The organism is Bradyrhizobium sp. 215_C5_N1_1, from assembly GCF_052075935.1.
Lineage (GTDB): Bacteria > Pseudomonadota > Alphaproteobacteria > Rhizobiales > Xanthobacteraceae > Bradyrhizobium > Bradyrhizobium barranii.
In genome coordinates this window covers 887,130-911,265 of record NZ_CP197228.1, presented here as the reverse complement: position 1 = coordinate 911,265, position 24,136 = coordinate 887,130, and the positions used below count along the sequence as shown (strand labels likewise).

At 64.9% G+C, this 24,136-nt stretch carries 23 protein-coding genes and 1 pseudogene; 9 read left to right on the top strand and 15 right to left on the bottom strand.

Going from position 1 to position 24,136, the window contains the following annotated elements:
- Positions 1–130 precede the first annotated feature (130 nt).
- Complete coding sequence (locus tag AB7G19_RS04240; protein ID WP_063980718.1) at positions 131–1,924, bottom strand: potassium/proton antiporter; 1,794 nt, start codon at positions 1,922–1,924, stop codon at positions 131–133.
- 210 nt (positions 1,925–2,134) lie between these two features.
- On the opposite strand from AB7G19_RS04240, the gene AB7G19_RS04235 reads away from it, so the two are divergent.
- Positions 2,135–3,451: a mechanosensitive ion channel family protein gene (locus AB7G19_RS04235; protein ID WP_063980717.1), complete on the top strand. Its 1,317-nt coding sequence runs from the start codon at positions 2,135–2,137 to the stop codon at positions 3,449–3,451.
- 107 nt (positions 3,452–3,558) lie between these two features.
- Positions 3,559–4,377 (top strand): type I methionyl aminopeptidase, encoded by an 819-nt coding sequence (gene map / locus AB7G19_RS04230; protein WP_063980716.1) that lies wholly within the window; start codon positions 3,559–3,561, stop codon positions 4,375–4,377.
- Positions 4,378–4,450: 73 nt separating this feature from the next.
- On the opposite strand, the gene AB7G19_RS04225 is transcribed toward map, so the two are convergent.
- From AB7G19_RS04225 to AB7G19_RS04215, 3 genes are all read right to left on the bottom strand, one after another.
- The gene (locus tag AB7G19_RS04225; protein ID WP_187387908.1) at positions 4,451–5,173 is read right to left on the bottom strand and encodes a 3-oxoacyl-ACP reductase family protein; all 723 of its coding nucleotides are present in this window, start codon (positions 5,171–5,173) and stop codon (positions 4,451–4,453) included.
- A gap of 49 nt (positions 5,174–5,222) precedes the next feature.
- Entirely contained in the window at positions 5,223–5,789 is a 567-nt protein-coding gene (locus AB7G19_RS04220; RefSeq protein WP_063980715.1) for a TetR/AcrR family transcriptional regulator, read from the bottom strand.
- Between the two features lie 103 nt (positions 5,790–5,892).
- Complete coding sequence (locus AB7G19_RS04215; protein WP_063980714.1) at positions 5,893–6,489, bottom strand: bifunctional transcriptional activator/DNA repair enzyme AdaA; 597 nt, start codon at positions 6,487–6,489, stop codon at positions 5,893–5,895.
- A 133-nt stretch (positions 6,490–6,622) separates the two neighbouring features.
- On the opposite strand from AB7G19_RS04215, the gene AB7G19_RS04210 reads away from it, so the two are divergent.
- A complete protein-coding gene (locus AB7G19_RS04210; RefSeq protein WP_063980713.1) occupies positions 6,623–7,561 on the top strand; it encodes a DMT family transporter in 939 nt (312 codons plus the stop codon).
- 50 nt (positions 7,562–7,611) lie between these two features.
- Here the strand turns inward: AB7G19_RS04210 and AB7G19_RS04205 are convergent, their stop codons facing one another.
- On the bottom strand, positions 7,612–8,052 hold the full coding sequence (locus AB7G19_RS04205) for an antibiotic biosynthesis monooxygenase family protein (protein ID WP_084794946.1): 441 nt from the start codon (positions 8,050–8,052) through the stop codon (positions 7,612–7,614).
- 417 nt (positions 8,053–8,469) lie between these two features.
- On the opposite strand from AB7G19_RS04205, the gene AB7G19_RS04200 reads away from it, so the two are divergent.
- The 3 genes from AB7G19_RS04200 (at position 8,470) to AB7G19_RS04190 (ending at position 12,872) form a co-directional block, all read left to right on the top strand.
- Entirely contained in the window at positions 8,470–8,856 is a 387-nt protein-coding gene (locus AB7G19_RS04200; RefSeq protein WP_231143810.1) for a VOC family protein, read from the top strand.
- A gap of 99 nt (positions 8,857–8,955) precedes the next feature.
- Positions 8,956–9,669 (top strand): RadC family protein, encoded by a 714-nt coding sequence (gene radC / locus AB7G19_RS04195; protein ID WP_063980710.1) that lies wholly within the window; start codon positions 8,956–8,958, stop codon positions 9,667–9,669.
- A gap of 278 nt (positions 9,670–9,947) precedes the next feature.
- Positions 9,948–12,872, top strand: coding sequence for an autotransporter family protein (locus AB7G19_RS04190; RefSeq protein ID WP_245328525.1), 2,925 nt, complete (start codon positions 9,948–9,950; stop codon positions 12,870–12,872).
- A gap of 446 nt (positions 12,873–13,318) precedes the next feature.
- On the opposite strand, the gene AB7G19_RS04185 is transcribed toward AB7G19_RS04190, so the two are convergent.
- Complete coding sequence (locus tag AB7G19_RS04185) at positions 13,319–13,564, bottom strand: hypothetical protein (RefSeq protein ID WP_135215889.1); 246 nt, start codon at positions 13,562–13,564, stop codon at positions 13,319–13,321.
- An 833-nt stretch (positions 13,565–14,397) separates the two neighbouring features.
- Between AB7G19_RS04185 and AB7G19_RS04180 the strand changes: the two are divergent.
- Positions 14,398–14,559 (top strand): annotated as a pseudogene (locus AB7G19_RS04180) (JAB domain-containing protein); the annotation flags it as partial.
- A 27-nt stretch (positions 14,560–14,586) separates the two neighbouring features.
- On the top strand, positions 14,587–15,375 hold the full coding sequence (locus AB7G19_RS04175; RefSeq protein WP_063980707.1) for a bestrophin-like domain: 789 nt from the start codon (positions 14,587–14,589) through the stop codon (positions 15,373–15,375).
- 29 nt (positions 15,376–15,404) lie between these two features.
- On the opposite strand, the gene AB7G19_RS04170 is transcribed toward AB7G19_RS04175, so the two are convergent.
- From AB7G19_RS04170 to AB7G19_RS04160, 3 genes are all read right to left on the bottom strand, one after another.
- Positions 15,405–16,268, bottom strand: a complete 864-nt coding sequence (locus tag AB7G19_RS04170) for a hypothetical protein (protein WP_231143808.1) — start codon at positions 16,266–16,268, stop codon at positions 15,405–15,407.
- 105 nt (positions 16,269–16,373) lie between these two features.
- The gene (locus AB7G19_RS04165; RefSeq protein ID WP_063980706.1) at positions 16,374–16,694 is read right to left on the bottom strand and encodes a hypothetical protein; all 321 of its coding nucleotides are present in this window, start codon (positions 16,692–16,694) and stop codon (positions 16,374–16,376) included.
- Positions 16,695–16,858: 164 nt separating this feature from the next.
- Entirely contained in the window at positions 16,859–17,233 is a 375-nt protein-coding gene (locus AB7G19_RS04160; RefSeq protein WP_063980705.1) for a hypothetical protein, read from the bottom strand.
- A 267-nt stretch (positions 17,234–17,500) separates the two neighbouring features.
- Here AB7G19_RS04160 and AB7G19_RS04155 point away from each other — a divergent pair, with 267 nt between their 5' ends.
- Entirely contained in the window at positions 17,501–18,889 is a 1,389-nt protein-coding gene (locus AB7G19_RS04155) for a peptidoglycan-binding protein (protein ID WP_063980704.1), read from the top strand.
- A 14-nt stretch (positions 18,890–18,903) separates the two neighbouring features.
- Here the strand turns inward: AB7G19_RS04155 and AB7G19_RS04150 are convergent, their stop codons facing one another.
- The 6 genes from AB7G19_RS04150 to AB7G19_RS04125 form a co-directional block, all read right to left on the bottom strand.
- Positions 18,904–20,184 (bottom strand): RNA polymerase sigma factor, encoded by a 1,281-nt coding sequence (locus AB7G19_RS04150; RefSeq protein ID WP_063980703.1) that lies wholly within the window; start codon positions 20,182–20,184, stop codon positions 18,904–18,906.
- Positions 20,185–20,317: 133 nt separating this feature from the next.
- On the bottom strand, positions 20,318–20,725 hold the full coding sequence (locus AB7G19_RS04145; RefSeq protein WP_063980702.1) for a YciI family protein: 408 nt from the start codon (positions 20,723–20,725) through the stop codon (positions 20,318–20,320).
- Positions 20,726–20,824: 99 nt separating this feature from the next.
- Positions 20,825–21,517, bottom strand: coding sequence for an AprI/Inh family metalloprotease inhibitor (locus AB7G19_RS04140; protein WP_063980701.1), 693 nt, complete (start codon positions 21,515–21,517; stop codon positions 20,825–20,827).
- A complete protein-coding gene (locus AB7G19_RS04135) occupies positions 21,517–22,506 on the bottom strand; it encodes a 2-hydroxyacid dehydrogenase (protein WP_063980700.1) in 990 nt (329 codons plus the stop codon). The genes AB7G19_RS04140 and AB7G19_RS04135 overlap by 1 nt, the downstream gene beginning before the upstream one ends.
- The gene (locus AB7G19_RS04130) at positions 22,506–23,324 is read right to left on the bottom strand and encodes an ABC transporter permease (protein ID WP_063980699.1); all 819 of its coding nucleotides are present in this window, start codon (positions 23,322–23,324) and stop codon (positions 22,506–22,508) included. The genes AB7G19_RS04135 and AB7G19_RS04130 overlap by 1 nt, the downstream gene beginning before the upstream one ends.
- Complete coding sequence (locus tag AB7G19_RS04125; RefSeq protein ID WP_063980698.1) at positions 23,321–24,136, bottom strand: ABC transporter ATP-binding protein; 816 nt, start codon at positions 24,134–24,136, stop codon at positions 23,321–23,323. Before AB7G19_RS04125 ends, AB7G19_RS04130 begins: the two co-directional genes overlap by 4 nt.

Here is a 24,136-nt window from a genome sequence, read left to right as displayed (position 1 = left end):
ACGGGGGCGGGGCATCCAGTACGCCGCGGCTTCTCGGTTCAATCACAATCGTCTCGGATTACTGGATCGCCCGGTCAAGCCGGGCGATGACAGCGAGGTTGTGGCGGCGGCGCGCAAGCAATGGTGAGCGCTAAACCCCCGCCACCGACGTCCACAAATCCGCGAGCTTGCGCCGCAGCGCTTGCCGGCGCGTCAGCGGCGCGGGCGTCTCCTCGTCCTCCGGCAGACGCAGGCCGACGACGTTGACGCGGCCGCCGGAGATGCTGCGCGCAACCAGCACGATCTCGTCCAGCGGCAGCTCGGCGCCTTCCTTCGGCGCGCGATCGAGATGGACGTCGAAATAGTCGGCGAGGGTCAGCTTGCCGTCATCCTCGCCGACCTTGACGCCGTAGATCTCGGCAAGCTCGGCCAGCGTGTGCTCGCCGGAGACCATGAAGTCGCCGAGCAGATGCGGATCCGGCGCCGAGCTCGGCTGCATGTCGACGAAGAAGCGGTCGAGCGACTCGGCCTTTTCCGGCGGGGCCAGCAGATAGATGTAGTCGCCGGGCGCGATCGGATCGGCTTCTGTCGGGGTCAAAATGTTCTCGTTGCGGATGACCAGCGTCGGCTTGGACCAGGACGGGATCAGACCGCGGCGGAAATACAGGCTCTTGGGCCGCACCGGATAGCCGACGAGTTGCTGCTCGAGCTGGCCGGGCAGATCCAGCTCGACGCGGCGTGGACCACGCTCGGCGCGCGGCAGCGCCACGTGCAGCTTGCGCGCTGCCGGCGCCAGCGTCCAGCCCTGCAGCAGGAGCGAGATGATGACGACGACGAAGGCGACGTCGAAATAGAGATAGGCCTTCGACAGGCCGACCAGCATCGGGATCGACGCCAGGAAGATCGCGACCGCACCGCGCAGGCCGGTCCAGGCGATGAAGATCTTTTCGCGCCAGTTGAAGCGGAACGGCGCCAGGCACACGAACACCGCGATCGGCCGCGCGACCAGCATCAGGACGAACGCAACCCCGACCGCCGGCAGCACGCTCGTGCCGAGCCGGCTCGGCGAAACCAGCAGGCCCAGCAGCACGAACATCACGATCTGCGCCAGCCACGTCGCGGCATCCAGGAATGCCACCACGGAATTATGCGCGCGGGTCGGGCGGTTGCCGATGATGATGCCGGCGAGATAGACCGCGAGGAATCCGGAGGCGTGCATGATCTGCGAGCCGCCGAAGATCACGAGCGCCGCGGTCGTGACAAACGGCGCATGCAGGCCCTGCGGCAGCGCAACCCGGTTGAGCGCAACGACGACGAGACGTCCCCCGAGGAAGCCGACGACGGCGCCCAGCACCGCCTCCTGGATGAACTCCATCGCCACATGGCCCGCCGAGCTCGATCCCAGCGAGATGTATTCGACCAGCATCAGGGTGAGGAAGATCGCGAAGGGATCGTTGGTGCCGGATTCGGCCTCCAGCGTCGCGCCGACGCGCGGACGCAGGCGCAGGCCCTGGGTGTGCACCAGCAGGAACACCGCAGCCGCGTCGGTCGAGGCCACGACGGCACCGACCAGCAGCGATTCCGTCCAGTTGAGGTCGAGCGCGTATTTGGCGAACGGCGCCGTGATCAGCGCGGTCAGAAGCACCCCGACGGTCGCGAGCACAACGGACGGCGCGAGCACGGTGCGGATGCTGGCAAAGCGCGTCTTCAGGCCGCCGTCGAACAGGATCAGGGCCAGCGCCACCGAGCCGACCAGATAGGTGGTGCGGACGTCGTCGAACTGAAGCTGCCCGGGGCCAGAATCGCCCGCGAGCATGCCGATGGCAAGGAAGACGAGCAGCAGGGGCGCGCCGAAGCGCAGAGCAAGCAGGCTCGACAGGATACCGGCCATGACGAGGACGGCGCCGAGCAATATGGCGAGGCTGACAGAGTCGAGGGAAGCCATCCACCTTCCGGGTACAAATCGCTGGAATTGCATCCTTATCGTCGGCAGACTCCCACGCCAACCCATTTTCTCCCACTCGCGGCAATCTGCCCGTATTTTGCGGCCTTAACGCACCTCACTTAGCGGTGTATCGATGGCCGGGCCGCTCCCTTTGTGGGAATCTGCGGCGCCCTCGAATCAATCCCTGCCGCCCGCTTCCCGACGAGACTGATGGACATGGACCTCAAAGACTTCATGGAGTTCGTGCAGACCACCGCGCGCAGCGTCGGGGCGGAAATCTCCTCGCCCTGGTTCTACCTGCAATTCGGCCTGATCCTGGCCGCGGCCGGCATCGCCTATGCCGCGGAAGCCGGGGTTCGCAACCGCATCGACTTGACATCGCTGGCGATACACTGGCCGCTGCCGCTCCGGCACTTCGCCCGGGTGATGGTCTCGAGCGCCTCGACGGCGGTGTTCACCCTGATGGTGATCCTCTCCCGCGTGGTGATGTATCACGCGACCTGGCCGAGCCGCAGCTATCTCCTGATGGTCGCCGCCAAGCTGGGACTGGCCTGGCTTGCGATCCGGCTCGTGACCTCGGTGCTGCGCAACGCCTTCATCGTCAAGCTGGTATCGATCTCGGCGTGGTTCGTCGCGGCGCTGTCCATCATCGGACAGCTCGACACGACGGTCGACCTGCTCGATTCCTTTGCGATCGTGCTCGGCGGCCTGCGGCTGACGCCGCTGCTGGTGATCAAGGCCGGCGCGCTCCTGCTCATCGCGCTCTGGGCCACCAACATCGCCAGCAATTTCGCCGAGAGCCGGATCAACTCGACCACCGATCTGACCCCGTCGGTGCAGGTGCTGCTGGTCAAGATCATCCGGATCGGGCTGCTGGCCATCGCAATCGTCATCGCGCTCGGCGCGGTCGGTATCGATCTCTCGGCGCTTGCGGTGTTCTCCGGCGCGGTCGGCGTCGGCATCGGTATCGGCCTACAGAAGATCGTCGCCAACTTCATCTCGGGCATCATCCTGCTTGCGGACAAGTCGGTGAAGCCGGGCGACCTCGTCACCATCGGCGACAATACCGGGCGCATCAGCGCGATGAAGACGCGCTATATTTCCGTCGCCGCCGGCGATGGCCGCGAATTCCTGGTGCCGAACGAGGACCTGGTGACGCAGAAGGTCGTCAACTGGACCTACACCGACAAGAACACGCTGGTGAAGATCGCCTTCGGCACCAATTACGACGCCGACCCGCGGCTGGTTTGCAAGCTCGCCGCGGAGACCGCGGCCGCCCATCCCCGCGCGCAGAAGGGCAAGCCGCCGAACAGCATCCTGACCGAGTTCGCAGAAGCCGGGATGAAGTTCTCGCTGACCTTCTGGATCGCGGACCCCGACGGCATGGATGGCGTCAAGAGTGACGTGATGCTGGCGCTATGGGAGGCCTTCAAGCGCGAGGGCATCCGGGTTCCCTATCCCGTCCGCGAGATTCGCGTCCGGGGCGGCGCCCTGCCGGTGGAAACCACCGTAGAAGTCCCGAATTAGGCCCTGTTTCGGGCGCAAGAGCCACGCCTGACTTGCATGAAGGCCCCTGATCATTAGATTATGGCCTTGAAATCAAGCCCTTCCGCCGACATCGAGACCAGCCCCGCATGAGCTACGTCGAAGCCTCCGATACCTCCCTGCGCAAGACCGGACAGATCAAGCTGCACGGGCCGAGCGCCTTTGCCGGCATGCACAAGGCGGGCGCGCTGGTGGCGAAGTGCCTCGACGAGCTCACCGATATCGTCGGGCCCGGCGTGCCGACCGAGCGCATCGACCAGTTCGTCCGCGACTTCGCTTTCAGCCACGGCGCCTATCCGGCGACGCTGATGTATCGCGGCTACCGCTACTCGACCTGCACCTCGCTCAACCACGTGGTCTGCCACGGCATGCCTGGTGACCGTCCGTTGAAGGAAGGCGACATCGTCAACATCGACGTCACCTTCATCGTCGACGGCTGGTACGGCGATTCCAGCCGGATGTATGCGGTCGGCCCGATCGCCCGCAAGGCCGAGCGGCTGATCGAGGTGACGTATGAGGCGATGATGCGCGGCATCGCAGCGGTCAAGCCGGGCGCTACCACCGGCGACATCGGCCACGCCATCCAGAGCTTCGTCGAGCCGCAGGGCATGAGCGTGGTGCGCGATTTCTGCGGCCATGGCCTGGGGCGCATGTTCCACGACGAGCCGAACATCATCCATATCGGCCGGCCCGGCGAAGGCGTTCAGCTCAAGCCCGGCATGTTCTTCACCATCGAGCCGATGATCAATCTCGGCAAGCCGCATGTGAAGATCCTCTCCGACGGCTGGACCGCGGTGACCCGCGACCGCTCGCTGTCGGCGCAGTTCGAGCACTCAGTCGGGGTGACCGCGACGGGCGTCGAGATCTTCACGCTGTCGAAGCGGCACGGCGAGACGCAGATCGGGTGATGGCCCGGCAGGACCGCGATGCGATCCTGCCATCCTGTTCGCCGGCGACGATCTGTCGTCAGAGGCGGACCTCTTACAGCACGTAGCCACCATCGATGGTGAGGCTGGCGCCGGTCATATAGCCGGATTCCGGGCCCGCCACATATGACACCAGCGCGGCGATCTCGCCGGGCTCACCGACGCGCTTCAACGGAACGATCTCTTTCAGCCGCGACACCATCGTGGCCGTCATGTCGGTCTCGGTCGGGCCCGGCTGGACGTTGTTGACCGTGATCCGGCGAGGCGCCAGGTCGAGCGCAACGCCGCGGACCAAGGAGGCAACGGCGGCCTTGGTCATGGCATAGACGCTGCCTCCCGGCGTCCCTGTCCGGATCGCCGTGTTGCTCCCGATCGTGATGATGCGGCCGCCGTCACGCATCTGCCCGGCTGCCGCCTGGATGGCCAGAAAGACGCCGCGGATATTCACATCGAGAATGAGGTCGAGGTCTTCCAGGCTGAACTGCTCGACGGGACCGAGGCGGAGAATGCCCGCGTTGACGACGACCGCATCAAGCACCCCAAGCCGGCTCACGGTCTCGGCGACGGCCGCGCGGATCGCGGCGGGATCGGCGCTATCGGCCTTGATCGCGACGGCCTTGCGGCCAGCGTTCTCGATCGCGGACACGATTTCGGCGGCACTGTCCGGTCGCGACACGTAGGTTAGCGCGATATCGAACCCGTCCCGTGCGAGACGGACCGCGATCGCGGCGCCAATGCCGCGCGCTCCACCAAACACCAACGCGACTTTGCTGCTCATTTTCTCTCTCCTTATTTTGAACGATCGTTCCAAATTTGACCAAAAAAAATTACCCGAGGGCGCGCAATGCGATGGCGCCGAGCGCCCGTAATTGGCGCGGCCTGGCGCCACCGCGCGCGGCGATTCGAATACCGGCAACATTCGCCAGCAGAAACTCGGCTGCGTCGTCGGCGTCGAGATCCCGCGTCACGTCGCCGTCGGCCTGCGCTTCGCGCAAGCGTTTCGAAACGGCGCCCTGGAGCGCGCGGCCTGACGCCGCATGGATGCTGGTGAGGTCATCCCGCGAGCGGCCGAACTCGCTGATCGAGCCGATGCCCAGGCAAGCCTCGTTCGCGTCGCGAACGACGCGGTCGATCATCGCCCTGAGGCCGTCAATCGCGCGCGGCGGCGCCCGCAGCGCGGCAAGATGGGCTTCGACCTCGCTGGCCGCGTAGCGGCGCACCGCGGCGCAATAGAGTTGCCATTTGTCGCCAAACGTATCGTAGATGCTCTGGCGGCCGATCCCCATGGCGTCAACAAGCATCGGCGTCGAGGTTCCCTCGAAACCGTGCTCGCGAAACGCACCGATCGCGGCATCGAGCGCCTCGTCCTGATCGAATTCCTTGGTCCTTGCCATGACACGACAATAGTTATTCTGGAACGAATAGTCAATTATCAAATGCGGCGGCATTGCCCGCGACATGGCGGGAAGCAGATCGGGTGATGCCTGGCTCGGCGGCCTAGTGGCGGCGCCGGAATGACGACGGCGGCCGCTTGTAGGTCGCGACAAATGCATCGTTGAATCTGCGAACGCTGCCGAAACCGGCGGCGAAGGCGATCTCCGCCAATGTCATGCTGGTCTGGTCGATCAGACGCTTGGCTTCCTGCACACGGCGGGTCGTGGCGATCTCGCTCGGGCTCGCACCGGCGTGGCGCATGAACAGGCGGAGCAGATGGCGCGGCCCGACTCCCAGGACTTCCGCAAGGTCCATCATCGACGCGCGATCCAGGAATCCGTCATTGATCAGGCGCATCCCGCACGCGACGGTGGTGGCCGTTCCCATCCAGGCCGGCGATCCGGGCGCGGTTTCCGGCCGGCAGCGCAGGCACGGGCGAAAGCCGGCGCGCTCGGCGGCAGCGGCGGTCGCATAAAAGGTGACGTTCTCGGAGCGAGCGGGGCGAACCGGGCAGACCGGCCGGCAGTAGATCCTCGTCGAGCGAACGCCGGAGAAGAACAGCCCGTCGAACGCGCGTGCCCGCGCCAGCCGCGCCCGATCGCAGGTGTCCCAGTCGAGATGCGGCGGCAGCGTTTGCCGATGTGCCGAGCCTGTTGCCATGGCGGAAGAATAGTTTCATCGCAGCCCGCCGAGTAGCTGGAATCGGACTCGATCGGGCGATGAGGTCCGAATCCAGCCAGCCTGCGCCACCACGCCGGATCATGGTCCCGGTCCATCCCGGAGCAGATTCGCAATGCACACGCAGGCGCAACAAACGACGTCAGGACAAACCACGCTCACGTTCGAGATCGGGCTCCTGCTCCTCCTCTCACTAATCTGGGGCAGCTCGTTCACGCTGATCAAGGTCGCAATCCCGACGATCCCGCCGTTCACGATGGTCGCCGCGCGCGTGACGATCGCGGCCATTCTCCTGATCGCGATCGCTCGCGCTCAGGGGCACGCTCTTCCCGCCCGGGGACCGGTGTGGGCGGCTTTCTTCGTGCAGGGACTGCTACAGAGCGCGCTGCCGTTTACCCTGATCAGCTGGGGCGAGCTGCATATCGCAAGCGGTCTCGCCGGCGTGCTCAATGCGACCCCGCCGATGTTCGTGCTCGCGATCGCGATGATGACCGGACGAGGGCGGCGGGCGATCAGCAGCTGGAAGATCATCGGCGTCGCGCTCGGTCTTGCGGGCGTCGCGGTGACGATCGGCATCGATGCGCTGTCCGCCTTGGGCACGACGGCCCCGCTGGCGCAGGCCGCCGTGCTCGGCGCAAGCCTCTGCTACGCGCTCGCACCGATATGGGGGCAGCGGTTCTCCGGCTTTCCCGCCACCGTCACGGCGGCCAGCGCCATGAGCTGTGCCGCGATCCTCATGGTCCCTGCCGCACTCGTCCTCGAGCGACCCTGGACGCTGGCACCGACTTCGCACGCGGTCGCGGCCGTCGTCAGCCTCGCGGTGATCTGCACGGCGCTCGCGATGGTGATCTATTTCCGCCTGATCCGCACGCTCGGCCCACTCGGCACGACCAGCGGCAGCTATCTGCGCGCCGGCTTCGCGGTGGCGCTCGGCACGGCATGGCTCGGCGAACGCTTCACCTGGTCGGCCCTTGCAGGCATGACGCTCATTCTCGCCGGGGTCATCGCCATCACGATGCCCCTGCCGGCGCGGCACCGTGGTCTCGAACCGTAAGAGCGTCCGCGGGGCGATCTTTTGGACCGCCCCCGAGCCGCCGTTACAGATCAGGCATGATTGACCTCGACGACCTCGCACAGGATCGTCTCGGCCTTCGACAGCGCCGCAAGGCTCTGGATGTACGGCGCAAATCGCGGATCCTTGCGAAAATTCTCGATGTCCCCCGCGCTTGCCCATTGCGAGTAGTTGATCGCGCGCCGGCCCTCCTTGCTGGCGTGGACGCTGGACGAGATGAACCCGGGCTGCTTGCTGAAGAAGGTCTCGGTGCCCCCCTTCAGCAACTGAACCAGCTTTTGCTGGTTGTCCGGCTCGACCGTGAAGACGTTGACGAGGGTCGTGACGTCGCTACCGGTGCGAATGGTCGCTTCCATTTTCGAACTCCTGTTCTGGCTGTGGGACGGCGCCGCTTGCGCGACGAGCAAGACGCCCGCTCCGAGGCCGGTGGCAACGAAGGCACGACGCGACGGCTCAGGTCTGGTCCGGGACATTGATATTCTCCTGTTGCGGAAGATCGGCTGGCCACTCGACCGGCCAACAGCGCTGAGACGAACGAGGCAGGAGAACGAAGACAGCTGGTGTGAAATTTTTTCTCGACGGCTCAATCGCCCCGAGCGTAGGCGGCGCCGGGAATCCGGGCCGGCAACATCCTGACCGGCTCCCGGCGTTGCCGATGCGCGCGAACTCTGCTACCCGGAGCGCGCCGAAAAAGGCATGGCCGGATTGGTAAGCCCGGCCTGTTCCTGACTTGCCAGGAATTCTGCCACCGTCTCCACCGTAGGACCCACGGCCGGACAGAGTGACGCGATCGTCACGATGATCGGCGGGTCATGTCATCGTGTCAACTCGGCCGCCGCTCAGTGTGGAAGCTCGTTCCGTCCGTTCCTTCACCTGAACGGAGAGCACCTATGCGACTGCAACATCTCAACCTCGCGACCTCGGACGTCACCGCGCTTGCCGCCTTCTTCGAGCGCTTCTTCGGCTTTGCACCCTATGCCTCGCGTGGCGAAGCCCTCGTCGTCCTGCGCAACAAGGAGGATTTCATCCTGACCGTGATGCGCGGCAGGACGGGCGAGCCGGCCGACTATCCCGCCAATTTCCATATCGGCTTCTACTACGACGAGGCAGCCGACGTGGAAGCCAAGCACGCCGAGCTAAAGGCCGCGGGCCTCGACCCGAGCAGGATCGCCTCCATGGATCGTGGCGGCGGCGTCCGCGTCCCGCACTTCTATGTCACCGCGCCGGGCAATGTCCTGGTCGAGGTCTGCACCCCGCCGGGAGGGCTTTCGTCGTAGGTAGACGACGAGGCCCCGGCGGCCGCGCCAATGAGCGAGCCGCCGGGGCCGGACACTTCCCGGTTGCAAAACGCGCGCCGTACGGCATGGTTAGGCCTGATGCCCGCCAAGACCGACCACGACAAGGCCAAGCCCGAGGACGCGCCGCACTATCACGGCCATCGCGAACGGCTGCGCGAGCGCTTCTACAGCGCGGGCGCAGATGCGCTCAGCGATTACGAGCTGCTGGAGATGGCGCTGTTTCCGGCGCTGCCGCGGCGCGACACCAAACCGCTGGCAAAGACGCTGATCAAGACCTTTGGCTCGTTCGCCGAGGTCGTCCATGCCCCGGTGGCGCGTCTGCGCGAGGTCGGCGGCATCGGCGAAGCCGCGATCCACCAGCTCAAGCTGATCGCCGCGGCAACGCATCGCGTCGCCAAGGGCGAGGTCAACAGCCGCAACGCGCTGTCGTCCTGGAACGAAGTGATCGACTATTGCCGCTCCAGCATGGCGTTTTCAGACAAGGAGCAATTCCGCCTGCTCTTCCTCGACAAGCGGAACCAGCTGATCGCCGACGAGGTGCAGCAGACCGGCACCGTCGACCACACCCCGGTCTATCCACGCGAGGTGATCAAGCGCGCGCTGGAGCTGTCGGCGACCGCGCTGATCCTGGTGCACAACCACCCCTCAGGCGATCCCTCGCCGTCACAGGCCGACATCCAGATGACCAAGGCCATCATCGACATCGCAAAACCGCTCGGTATCGCCGTGCACGACCACATCATCGTCGGCAAACGAGGTCACGCCAGTCTGAAGGGACTGAAGCTGATCTAAACGACGTCGCCTCTTGGGGGCTAAAGCGGACCTTACCGCGAACCTCGCAAAACGACGCGATTGCCCCAGAGCAGTCATCAGTCCCGCTGGCAACTCGAGGTTGTCCAGAGAGCACGGCGTGGATCCGTTGGATCAGCATTGTTGTCCCATGCGTGACTCGTAAGCGACAGTGGTCGGGATAATGGATTGCTGCCGCGATCGCCACAGATGCGGCGTCTTCGCACAACAATTCTGGTGCTCGTTGCCTTTCGCGATCGCGTGTGATCGGGCGCAACAAAATGGAACTGCGCAAGCCTTTGCGATTACGTGCCGGTCAGGCGCCGCGTCGGCACCCTCTGCGAGCACGGGTGCTTTCCGTTGTTCTGCCTTGCGTGATTATCATCGCCGCACCGCAAGCGGCCCGCGCTCAATGTACAACTGATCCTGTCAACGGCGGCATCCTTCAGAACGGCGGAACCTGCGTAGCCAATAATCCGGTGAGCACCGGTTTCAACATCGCGGTCAGCGCGTTGAACGGCGCAAACGTGACGACCAATGGCACGGTGACGGCCAATGGTGGTGGAACAGGAATCCAGGCCACCACCAACGCCACGGTCACCGCAAACGCAAATGTAACCGCCGCCAGCACTGGCCTGATTGCGAACACCGGCGGCACGATCATCATTAATGCGATCACCCTGGCGAATTCTGGCGGCGGCGGCGCGGCCATGATCGCCACCACCGGCACGATCATCGCGAATAGCACGACCGTGAATTGGAACGGCGGCGCCGCGGTCGGGGTGGGCGGGGTAGTGCAGGCCACGGCGGGAGGTCTGATTCAATTCACACCTGGCTCGTCGATCAATCTCAGCGGTGGCTTCGGCAAGTTGATGACCGCCGACGGTGCGACAAGCCAAATCATCGCCAATGGTCTTTCCGTGAACATGGGTGCTTCGGGCGGCATGACCGCGGCTACGGCGCAGAACGGGGGGAGTATCCAGCTTGCGAGCGGCAGCAGCATCACGTTCGCCGGAGGCGGCGGGAATACCGGCTTATCGGCAACAGGGACCAACAGTTCGATCACGGCGACCGATCTGAGCTTGTCGGTAGGTAATGGCGGTGGTGATGTCGGTGTGAACGCCGCGTCCGGGGGCCAGGTGACGTTGACGCGCGGCTCCGTTACCGTTCCGGGCATTGGCGGCGGGGAGATAGGACTTCGGGCGACGGGGGCGAACAGCCTGGTTACCGCAAACGATGTGGTCGTCAGCGTGACGGGAGGCGGTGGAAACGCTGGAGTGAATGCGACGACTGGCGGCACCGTTACGACGAGTGGTGGCTCGGTGTCCGTCGTCAACGGCGCGGGCGGGCTGCTGCAGAACGGCGGCAACGCAACCATGACCGGAACCGACGCGACCGCGTCAGGAAATGGCGGCTTCGGCTTTCTGTTCAACGGTAGCGGAAACACGTTGCAGTACAGCAACGCCACCATCGTGGCCAGCGCCGCCTCCTTCTCGGTGCAGGGCGCCGCGGCCAACATCAGTCTTAGTAATGCCGTCGCAGTAACAAATAACAACACCCTGCTCGAAACGGTGTCTGGAGCCAGCACGACGTTCAACGCACAGGCATCGACCTTGCGAGGGGTGATCACGACGGCGGCCGGCGGCATCAGCACAGTCACCCTTGCGCAGAATACCGTCTGGACGATGACGGGCAATTCGAACGCAACCAACCTGACCAACAACGGCAGTGAGATCATCTTCACCCCGCCGACCGCGGACCCCACACAACTGTCGAGCTACAAGACGCTGATTGCGAATAACTATGGGGGCGCAGGCGGCTTGATCACGCTCAATACTTTTCTCGGCAACGACACTTCGCCATCCGACAGGCTGGTCATTAACGGCGGCGCAGCGACGGGCTCGACAACGCTAAGAGTATTGAACACGACCGGTCCCGGCGATCAGACCGTTGCGAACGGCATCCTTTTGGTGCAGACCGTCAACAACGCCACCACGGCGCCCGGCGCTTTCTCGCTCGCCGGCGAGGTGCGCGGCGGCGCCTATGATTACTTCCTGTTTCGCGGCGGCATTAACGGCAATGCGCCCCAGGATTGGTTCCTGCGCTCGACTTTCGATTCGGGGCCGACACCCCCGGACCCGCCGATTATCCCGCCGCCGATCCTGCCGCCCGATCCGCCTCCGGACGGGCTGCCGCCCGGCTCCTACCCAATCATCGGGCCTGGACTTGCAACCTACGGGTCCGTTCAACCTATGGCCCGGCAAATCGGCCTCGCCACGCTTGGTACGCTCAACCAGCGAGTCGGCGACACGATGACATTGTTGAATGCGGGTACCGACCCTGATGGCTGGGGCCGGTCGGACTGGGCGCGCGTTTTCGGTCAGCAGATCAACGGCCACTACCAGGCCTTCGCCGACCCGCGCACCGATGGCTGGCTGGCGGGCTTCCAAGGCGGAATCGATCTCTGGCGCGGCAGCACCATCCCCGGTCACCGCGACTCTGCTGGACTTTACTTCGCCTATACCCAGGCGCGGGCCGACGTGACCGGGCTGGTCACAAACCCGGCCGCCACTGGCTACATGCTCACCCACACCGGGACCAACGACATCCAGGCTTACTCGGCCGGCGGCTACTGGACGCACTACGGTCCGACCGGCTGGTACCTCGACGCGATCCTGCAGGGGACGCTCTATCGCGGCAACGCGACGACGCAATTCACGCAATTGCCGCTCACGGGCGCCGGCTTCGTTGCCTCGCTGGAGACGGGCTATCCAATCCCGCTGCCGCTTGGCCCAGGCTTCGTGCTCGAGCCGCAGGCCCAGATCATCTGGCAACGGGTCTCGTTCGACGAAGCCAATGACGGTCTGGGCCCGGTCGGGCTGGGCACGACGTCGGGTCCGATCGGACGGCTCGGCCTGCGCGGGCAGTGGAATACCACGAGCAGCAACGGGATGCTCTGGCAGCCTTATGCAGGCGTCAATTACTGGCGCAGCTGGGGCGCGGGAGCGGACACCACTTTTGGCATCGATCAAGTGCTGCTGCTGCAGAAGATGCAGACGGTCGAAACCTTCGTCGGCTTCACCGGCAAGCTCGACAAGAGCTATAGCGTCTATGCTCAATTCGGTTATCAATTCGACGTCGGCAGCACGGTCAACGCGGGCCCGCAAGGCGCCAAAGGCACCGCGGGCATACGCTACAGCTGGTGAATAGGGTTCCATCAAGCTGCTTGCGATCTCTACGCGCAGCGAGGCCCGCATTCCGCGGCCTGCCGTATACACTATGTGCATGTCCGGATGCGGCCCTGTTTGAGACATGCCGACCGACCTTGAGAATGTCCGCGAACCGAGGAAGACCGGAAGTGGCCAGCGCACAAGGCAGGCCGCTTCCATGCGGCCGTCTTCGCTTGGTCACGAATGACCCGGATTGGCAGCCTACAACGCGCCGATCGCCTCGGCTAAAGCATGATCCGGAAAAGTGCGCAGCGGTTTTCCCTCGCGACAAACGCGGAGCGCGTTTGAGCGGAGATCATGCTCAAACAACAACCTAAAGCGCGATGACGATTCATCCCAATCTCATCGCGCTTTAGGCAAGATGACTGGCCAGCCGAAAGGTCTCTCGGCGAGCTCGGCAGGGCGGGCCGATGATCACTTCCTTACGGCAGCGACCCTCTAAGGTCCGCGACACCAAAATCTACCGTGGCCCCGCCACCGTTCTCAGAAGTCGTCTGGGTGCGGGCCTCGCTGTGCGCTGACACAGCGATGACCCGGTCGCCTTTCTTCTCCGCCAGTCCGACATTTCGAGCGAGGATCGCGCCAAGCAAAAGCATCGTGACCATCAGCCCGCTCACGGACGCAGTCACATAAACATTGGACCAATTGCGCATCACTACACCACCCATGCGCATCGCCCCGGCCCGATGCAACATGCGTCGTTGAGTCGTTAGGCGATTTGGTGGCGCGGCAGTGGCGTTCTGGAGTTCACCTCACTTGTTACGCGGTGGCGGCACTCGTTGCAGGTTCGTGGCGAGCGGATTGCTTTGAGCAGCCTTTCCTGTGGACCGCCGCACTTCCATCACAGGAGGCAGCATGGACTCAGGCATACTCCGAAATTGCGCGGCTTGCTCTCCCGGCCGCGCGGATCTCGCCTGGAGCCCCGGCTGGTACGGTCGGGGCTCTCTTTGGAGCGGCTCTCCGAGACCGTTCAGCTTGGCCTCGGGCGGCGGTCTTCGTGCTGCCAGTCGCCTAAGCACTAACCCGATCACTAGCTCCGTCAGAACTGCTGACGTTGCTATCCGCTTCCGGGATTTCAGCGCTGTTCGTCTGGATCAGAATAGCTGTTTCTGCATCTCGACGAGGCGCGCGGCTATATTGCCACCGGATAAAGCCGCAGCCGCGCCGTGCTAATTGTTGCGCGCAGCTCAAATGACGACCATTCCGGGCTGCATCGTGCGCGTCGGACTGAAGCATCACTTGCGCTGATCTGTTTACGGCGACTTCCGCTTCTGGCCCGTCTCGGACCTCACGACGCCGAAGCAGAATGTCCGCCACTGAGGTCAGAGCTGAAGTCCGCTGATGGTCCCTGGTGAGTGAAATGGCTTATAAAGGCGCTTCCACGTGTTAACGTGATCATCACGAACGATCACTGCTTACAGTCCCCTGTCTACGTCCCCTGCTACTACCCCACCTAAAAAATCTATTGTGTGTTCAACGCATTACGTGAAGCGATAGATTCATCCACAACCACCCCTCGGGCGATCCCTCGCCCTCGCAGGCGGACATCCAGATGACGAAAGCCATCATCGACATCGCAAAGCCGCTCGGCATCGCCGTGCACGACCACATCATCGTCGGCAAGAGCAGGCATGCCAGGCTGCGCGGGATGCGGTTGATCTAGAGCCTCAAATCAGATGACAAGGACACGATGAGCGACTGGCTGCACAATCTGCCGGTGCCTGCAATGGCGCTGGTGATCTTTGGATTCACGTACCTGCTCGCCGCGGCCATCTTCGCAGGCATCGCGAGGGCCGCGACGGAGGAGCGCGCGAAGTCGCTGAAGGCGATCTCGCCGGGCATGCTGCCGGTGCTCGGAATCATCTTCGGCCTGTTCGTCGCCTTCATCGCCGCGCAGGTCTGGGGCGACAGCGACCGCGCCAGCGCCGCGGTGAGCCGCGAGGCCAGTGCGCTACGCAGCGCCGTGCTGCTGGCCGCCGGCCTGCCGGCGGAGCAGGAGACGAAGCTCCGCGGCCTGGTGCGCGACTATGTCGGCCAGGCCGTCGCGGTGGAATGGCCGATGATGGCGCATCAGGAAGTGTCGCTGAAGGTCACGCCGCCGGCCCTCGCCGAAGCCCTGCAGTTCGTCGTCGCGATGACGCCGCAAGGCCCGGGGCAGGCGAATGTGCAGCGCGAGCTCATCGCCGCGCTGGAGCAGGCGCTGGACGCGCGGCGGCAGCGGATCATCGTCAGCCTCGCCGCGGTGAACCCGGTCAAATGGTGGTGCCTGTATCTCCAGGCGGCCTGCGCGCTGCTGGTGATCGGCCTCGTTCATTGCGACAACCGGCTGGGATCGGCGATCGCGATGGGCCTGTTCGCCACCGGCGTCGCCACCTCCGTCCTGCTCATCGCCGCGCATGACCGGCCGTTCGCCGGCCAGATCTCGATCCAACCGGAGCCGCTGCTCCAGATCATGCCGGCAGACCCCGGCAAGAGTTGAGCAGAGCGGCCGCCCCGCGTGAGAGCATCTCACCGGACGAGCTGCCACCCCTTCGGCGTCCAGCGCAGCAGCGTGCCGGACAGCGGCTTCGGCGCGCGCGCCATCATGTTCCTGGCCAGCGTCCGCAGCGCGTCGATCGCGGCACTGCTGTCTTCGCTTGCATAGAGCACGAGATCGGCCGACGGCGCCGCGACGATCAGGACACCGCCCTGGGCCTGCGCGAGCGGCGCCCAGCTGTCGATCAGCGCGAGCCGGCTGGTCTGATAATAGTCTCCCGTCAACGTGCCGAACTGTCCTGATGGGACCGCTTTTGCGACGGTCGTGAACGGCTTCACGCTGCTGCGCAGATTGGCGATGGCGATGTCGAAGACCTGGTCCTGCGTCAAGCCGAGCGCGGCACGATCCTTGTCGTTGAACACCCTGACCGCCCGCGGCGAATCCAGCACCGGGACGATCACCAGCCCCTCCGCCAGCGGCCGCGTCAGCGCCGGGCCGCGCGCGTCGACCTCCCGAAGCGCCTGCCGCATGTAGTCAGCCGAGCGCACGACCACGCGAAGGGCTGCTCGGGTCGGCGGATCATTCCGGCTGCTCGCCGTTGCCTTGACGCCGCTGACATAGGCGCCGATCTCCCTGGCGCAGCCGCCGGTGTTGGCCTTGCAGAAGGCGTAGATGCGGTCGAGGTTGGTTTGCAGAGGGCCGACCGACAGCGTCAGCGGTCCCTTGATCACGACCGGGGTGTCACGAATCTCGGCGCGGATGCGCTCGGCCACGAAAGCCGTAAACGCGGGTTCGTCGGTTGGAATCTGTTGCGCCCGGGCAGCCCCGGCTCCGACGAGATCGCCGGCCACGATCGCGGCGATCAGCCACCGGCATATGCGAGATCGGATGCTCATGCGAACCACCAGCTCGGGAGAGCGGCTCGCCGGCCGATACTCACCCCTCCGCGTCCAATCTACTGCCGGGCGCCGTCAATCCTGTGGGCGCCGGCGGTTGATCGATCAATAGCAATAGCGTTGGCTGACCCGGACGTAATAGCCGTCGGGACGCTGCACATAACAGCCGCGCTGATAGGCGTAGTAACCGGAGCGGCGGCGCTCGCCCTCGGAAGCGATCGCAGCGCCCGTGCCGGCACCGACGACGGCGCCGATTGCGGCGCCGCGGCCTCCGCCGAGCGCACCACCGAGGATCGCCCCGCCGACACCGCCGATGATCGCACCGCCGATGGCATCCTGGGCTGCAGCCTCATGCGCCGGCATCGCCATCGCGACCGTCAGACATGCCGCGATTCCAAAACTTCCAATGCGAAGACCTCGAAGCATGCTCGCCCTCCCTGTGATGAGCCAGTCATAGCGCCGGAAGCGGATTCGGACCAGACAAATAGCCGGCAGCGCGGCTCGCGACGCCTACGCGATGGCGCCGGAGGCGCAGCGCGAAGACGGCTCAAACCATGCCGCGAGCGACGCACAGGCCGGCCAATCGGACGTCAGGGATAGATCCAGCGCTGCACGGCCTCGGCGGTGTCGGCCGGCGTGGAGTTGAAGCAGATCGCGGCGTCAGGCGCCAGTTGATGGACGAGGTTGAGCACCTTCTCGAACAGCAGCGGGCGCTCTTTCGGCTCGCGCAGCCCCGCGCCGATCACGATGCAGTCGAAGCGCTCGTCGCGCAGTGCGGCCGTGACGCCGGCTTCGGCGGTCGCGTCGAGATCGATCAGGCAGCTCGTGACCTCGTAGCCGAGATCACGCAGGCGCAGCAATTGCGCTTCGATATAATGGCGCATGAGCTCCGGCGTGAGCTGCGGAAATGCGCTGTAATCCGCATTGCCGGGTTCGATGCCGATCGCGAGGACGCGCTTGGCCATGCAGGGCTCCCTACCGCATCGTCTAAAATGCTAACGGACGAACGACCATGCCGGTTCCCCCACTGGCGGGTCGCGCTGCCGGCGAAGGCGCGGGTCCGGCCCTGCGGCGCATTTTCGCGCCCAGGCTGTAAGCCATTTCACATGCGCCGGGCCGGCAACCTGCCACATTTGCCGGAGATCACGTTGGAGTCACACCCGATCACGGCACCTGGTCCATATCTGACTTGCACGAAATTTCGATAATTCATCAATTTTCGGGAGCGGAAGATGGTCTCATTCGAGAGTCTGAAAAGCGAGTACGAGCGGAATTGGGCCGATCTCGAGATCCGGCCTTCCCGCCTCGGCGACGCGAATGGCGTCGCGCGCAAGGCGATCAACGGCAAGGCGACCTATCAGCAGATCGAGCGGTTGACCGGAGTCCCCTGGTATTTTGCCGCGCTCTGCCACTACCGCGAATCCAACTTCGATTTCGACACCTATCTCGGCAACGGCGAAACGCTTCATCGCGTGACGACCATCGTTCCGAAGGGGCGCGGCCCCTTTACCACGTTCGTGGACGGCGCCGTGGACGCGTTCAGAATCGAGAATTTCATCGGCGCCCACGACTGGGGCATCGCGCGGATGCTGTTCCGGCTCGAGGCGTTCAACGGCTTCGGCTATCACTCGAAGGGCTGCAATTCGCCCTACCTCTATGGCGGTTCGACACTGTACGGCCCGCCCGAGGCGAGGGCCGGCAAATTCGTCCGCGACCACGTGTTCGACTCGAACCACGTCGATTCCCAGCTCGGCACGGCGGTGATCCTGCATGCGATGATGTCGCTCGATTCCTCGATCACCCTCGACGGCAGCCCGCAATTCGCCGGCCGCACCGAGCCCGAGGACGATGCGGCGTCGACGATTGTTCTTATGCAGCAGGCGCTCAACAAGCTCGGCGCCAATCCGCCGCTCGCCGAGGACGGCATCAGCGGACCGAAGACCGGGGCCGCGGTCTCGCAGTTTCAGCAGCAGAACGGCCTGAGGGATACCGGGCTTCTCGACGGGGCCACGGTCGCGGCGCTCACGCGTGCAACGCAGGCGGGAGGTTCCGTGCAGAGCGGCGATCTGTCCAAGATCCTGAAGCGGCTGGAGGACCTCGCACACTTGCTGCGACCGTCAGCCGGCGGCGTAACACCGGGAACGACGACACCGGGCAACACGCTGCCCGCCACCAACGATCCGATCAACCTGTTCGAACGGCTCTTCTCCCTCATCAACAAGACGGCGCCCGTGCCAGGACCGGTCAGCCCGACCAATCCAGCCCCCGTCGATCAGTTGAAGCAGGTCGTCGACCTGCTCAGCACGCTGCTCAACAAGGACGGCAAGCCGGTGCTCGGCCAGGTCAACGGCGCGCTCGGCGAGACCATCGGCAAGCTGCTCGACGGCAAGAAGACGGCACTCGGCATCGGCGGCTCGGTGCTCACTGCGCTGCTCTCTTCGGTGACCGCGAGCCCGAATGCAGGCGGTATTGCCGGACTGCTCGGAACGATCGTATCGGCGGTGCCGGGCCTCGGCCAGTTCGCGATGCCGATCTCGCTGGCGCTCACGGCCTGGGGCGTGCTCGGCAAGTTCGAGAAGTGGGCGCAAGGCACCGCGCCGCCGCCGAAGCCGACGACGTAAAGCCGTTTGCGTCTTCAGCCGTCGGCATCGGCAATGGCTGCCGCTCGCCGCTCCATCAACACGCGCTCGCGCGCATTGTTCGTGAGACGCGCTGCGGTCTCGAACGATCGTCGCGCCTCGGCGAAGCGACCGAGCTTCTCCAGGAGGTCGCCGCGGACAGAATGGAGATGGTGGTAAGTCCCGAGCGCCGGTTCGTCCGCGATCATGTCCACGAGATCGAGACCGGCCTGCGGCCCTTCGGCCATGCCAAGCGCGACCGCCCGGTTGAGCTCGATCACCGGCGAGCGCACCAGCGCCGCGAGCTGGCCATAGAGCTCCGCGATGCGGCGCCAGTCGGTGGCAACGGCCGTCTCCGCCGTCGCGTGGCACGCGACGATCGCGGCCTGCAGCGTGTAGAACCGTCCGGCACCGCCGAGCTCGCGCGCGCGATCGAGCGCGCGAAGGCCGCTGCCAATCTGGCGCCGGTCCCAGAGCCTGCGGTCCTGGTCCATGAGCAGGATGGGCTCGCCATCGATGCCCGTGCGCGCCTGCTTCCGCGCAGCATTCAGCTCCATCAGTGCCATGAGACCGTGGACCTCGGGCTCGAGAGGCGCGAGCCCGACCAGCACCCGCCCCATGCGCAGGGCCTCGTCGCAGAGCTGCGGCCGCAGCCACTCCTCGCCGCCTGAGGCCGAATAGCCCTCGTTAAAGATGAGATAAACGACCTCGAGCACCGAGGCGAGACGCTCCGAAAGCGCCTCGCCGCTCGGGATCTCGTAGCTCAGGCCCGACCGCGACAGCGTGCGCTTGGCGCGGACGATGCGCTGGGCGATGGTTGCCTCCGTGACCAGGAAGGCGCGCGCGATCTCGTCGGTGGTCAGGCCGCAGATCATACGCAAGGCCAGCGCCGCGCGGGCCTGCCGCGGCAGCAGCGGGTGACAGGCCGTAAAGATCAGCCGCAACCATTCGTCACCGATATCGTCGTCGAGGGCGGCGTCGAAATCCGGCATCGCGTCCTGCTCCTGCATCAGCTCGTACGTCAGCAGGTCCTGCTTGCGGGTGAGCATCTTTGCCCGGCGCAGATGATCGAGCCCACGGCGCTTGGCCGTCGCAACCAGCCAGGCGCCGGGATTGTCCGGCACCCCGCTGTGCGGCCAGGCTTCCAGCGCTGCGACCAGTGCGTCCTGGGTCAATTCCTCCGCCAGCGGCACGTCCCGCAGCATACGCGACAGCGTGGCGATCAGCCGTGGCTGCGCGACGCGCCAGGTTGCGTGAATCGCGGCGCGGATCTCGCGATCGATGTCGGCGGTCGTCATCGCCGCCGACCAGAGCCCTTTCCGTTCCGATGGAATCGGAACGGGGCTCTAGATTCTTGTTTTGACGCGTTTTCTTTGCGCGAACCGGTATCCACTTCGCTCGAAAACGCTCCAGGACGAGCGGTGGTGTCCATCAGGCGTGGGCAGCCACCCTGGACTGCGCGTCGACCTGGCAGGCGATCTCCACGCCCGGCGTGGCGAATGCCCGTAATTCGCAGGTACCCTCCCAGCCCGGCATGTGATCGAGGTGCAGCTGCATGAATTCCTTCGCCATGGCCACGGCTTCCGCCTTGTCGCGCAGCTCGAAAATGGCATAGCCGCCGATCACTTCCTTGGCCTCGACGAAGGGGCCGTCGATGACGCTGAGCTCGCCGTCCACGATTCGCACCCGTGCGCCGGTCGCAAGCGGCATCAGGCCGCCATTGTCGATCATTCGACCGGCCTTGATCTCCCGCTCGGATATGTTCTGCATGGCCTCCATCAGCGCCGGGCTCGGGGCAGCCATCGGCTGGCTGGAGGTGACGATGTACATGAAACGCATGAAAAACTCCCTTGGCGAGCAGCAACCGCTCCGGCTGCAAACCGGCTCGCTATGGATGTGACGATTGAGCCTTGGCTAAATCGACATCGACCGGAAGATTTATTGCCGCAGCATGATCAGGGGATCGGCGGTATCGGGGACGCGCCGCCATTGCGCGTTGTCATCGGCCTCGAACTGCCAGGCCTCGCCTGATTTCGACATCAGGACGATCTGGCCGCGCTCGAGCCGCCATTGCGCCAGATTGAACTGAGCAATCGCCGGATCGCATTTCGGCTTGACGAAGACCTGGAAATTGTCCGGGCCGGCTTCCGTGTTGGTCAGCGTCAGCCCGCACACCGGCTGGCCGTTGCCGCGCACCATCGACCAATCGCCGATCATCTGGTCCATCGACTTGGCCATCGAGCGGGCTGCGGCGAGGTCCTGGAGGATGTAGACGCCCTCGCCCTGCCGCAGGCCTTCGAAGATGCCGGCCTCGACCTCGGTGAAGTCGATCACGGCTTCACCGGTCGCGTCCTGCAAACGAACGATGTCGAGGCCCCTGACGCTCCAGGCGACGATGTCCTTCGTAAAGGGCAGCGTGGTCTTGCAGGCCGGCTCCAGCTCCAGCTTGAACCCCTGCGCCGCGGCATCGCCCTTCATCGTGACGACGCAGGTCTTGCTGCGCTCGGTGGTCGAGAGCTCCCACTGCCCGGGCATCGTCTTCTTCAGGGTCGTCGCATCCTGCGCATGCGCGATGCCGATCGCGGCCACAAAGGCCGCGACGGCGAATGCAACGAACCGAAGACCTCTCATCAGCGCCCCTTGAACGGCGTTTCCGCAACCGGCGTCAACGGCGCCTTGCCGGCGAACCAGGACTTGAGGTTGTCGACCACGAGCTGATCCATCGCGTTGCGCGTCACCACCGACGCCGAGCCGATATGCGGCAGCAGCACGACGTTCTGCATGGTCTTGAGCTCGTCCGGCACGCTCGGCTCGGCCGCGAACACGTCGAGACCGGCGGCGAGGATGGTGCCTGATTTCAGCGCCTGGACCAGCGCCGCCTCGTCGACCACCGAGCCGCGGGCCACGTTGACCAGCACGCCGCGCGGACCGAGCGCCTTCAGCACCTCGGCATTGATCATCTTGTTGGTCGAGGCGCCGCCGGGCACGATCACCATCAGCGTGTCCACCGCCTTCGCCATCTCGATCAGATCGGGATAGTGCTTGTAGGAGACGTCCTTCGACGGATTGCGGGAGTGGTAGACCACCGGCACCAGCGAGGCATCGAGCCGGCGCGCGATGGCCTGGCCGATCCGGCCCATGCCGACGATGCCGACCTTGCGGTCGCGCAGCGAGCCGACGCTGAGCGGATAGTTCTGCGTCTGCCAGAGGCCGGAGCGGACGTAGCGGTCGGCCTTGATGAACTCACGCACGGTGGAGATCAGAAGGCCCATCGCGACGTCGGCGACCTCCTCGGTCAGCACGTCGGGCGTGTTGGTGACGATGATGTTGTGCTCGGCCGCGTATTTGGCGTCGATATGGTCGTAGCCGACGCCGAAGCTCGCCACCATCTCGATCTTGGGCAATTGCGACAGCGAGTCCCTGTCGGCACGCACCGTGTGATAGGTCACCGCCACGCCGCGGATCTTTTCGCGGATCGCCGGTGTCAGCCGCTCGAGATCGCCCCGGGTCTCCGCCTTGTGCACGACGAAATGATCGGAAAAACCGTTGTCGAGAATTGGCCGCACCGGCCCATAGATCAGAAGGTCGATCTTTTCGGACGAAATCGAACCGGTAGTCATCAGTTTTCCTTTCCAAGCGCGCTCTCGTGCCAGCGCCGTAAAACGAGGTGGGAAACTAGCGCCAGCACCCCATAGATGACAATCCCGGCCAGCGACAACAGCAGCAGCGCTGCGAACATGCGGGGTATGTTCAATCGATAGCCGGATTCGGCGATCCTGTAGGCGAGCCCGGAGCCCGCGCCGGCGGTGCCGGCCGCGATTTCGGCCACAACCGCGCCGATCAGCGACAGGCCGCCGGCAATGCGCAGGCCGCCGAGGATATAGGGCAGCGCCGCCGGCAGCTTCAGGAAGCGCAGGGTTTGCGGCGGCGAGGCGCCATAGAGCTGGAACAGGCCGGCAAGGTTGCGATCGACCGAATTCAGCCCGAGCGTGGTGTTGGACAGCACCGGGAAAAAGGCAACGATGAAGGCGCAGACCACGACCGCGGTTTGCTGCTCCAGATAGATCAGAAGCAGCGGTGCAATCGCGATGACAGGAGTCACCTGGAGCACGATTGCATAGGGGAATAGCGAATATTCCACCCATTTCGACTGGTTGAACAGCAGTGCCAGCGCGATGCCGCCGATGCTGGCGGCGACAAAACCTTCGAGCGTGGTCAGCAGCGTGGTCGCGAGCGATTGTGACAGCACCGCCCAGTCCTTGATCAGCGTCAGGAAGATGACGGAGGGCGCTGGCAGAACGTAAGGCGGGATGTCCTTGATGCGGACGACCAGTTCCCAGGCCGCGAGTCCGGCTGCGAACACGATGACGGGAAGCACCAAGCGCATCGCGCGTTGCGCGCCGGATGGCTTTGCGGTGACGGTAGCTTGCGCGTTCATAGCATCGATTGCCCCGAATAGGACGGCGCCAGCGCGGCCGACACTTTCCGGCAATAATTGGAATAGGCGGCCGAGGTCCGAAACTCCTCACCGCGCGGCTCGACCGTCTCGATGCGGATATCGGCCTGGATGCGGCCGGGCCGCGCGGTCATGACCACGACCCGCTGCGACAGGTAGACGGATTCGAACACCGAATGGGTGACGAAGATGACGGTCTTGCCCAGGGCTCGCCACAGCGCGAGCAGGTCGTTGTTGAGGCGAAAGCGCGTGATCTCGTCGAGCGCGGCGAACGGCTCATCCATCAGGAGGATATCAGGGTCGGTGACGAGCGCACGCGCCAGCGACACCCGCATCTTCATGCCGCCGGAGAGCTCGCGTGGGAAAGCATCGGCGAAATCGGCAAGACCCACGCTGGCCAATGCCTCATCGGCCCGCGCGCGCGCCTCCGCCTTCGGAACGCCTGCGAGCCTCAAGGGCAGCCGCACATTCTCGCGCACGCTGGTCCAGGGCATCAGCGTCGGCTCCTGGAACACGAAGCCGATGCCATGACCCGGCAGCACATCGCCCTCGTGGCGCGCCACCCGCACGATGCCGGACGATGGCGCGCTGAGCTCTGCGATCAGGCGCAGCGCAGTGGACTTGCCGCAACCGGACGGGCCCAGCAGCGAGATGAACTCGCCCTTGCGAACGGCAAGGTCGAGCGGACCGAGCGCCATGACGCCATTGTCATACGCCTTCGTCACGCCGCGCAGGCTGACGGCGAGAGCCGTCAGTCCGGCCTCGACCCCGGACGAGCTTTTGACGGATGACAT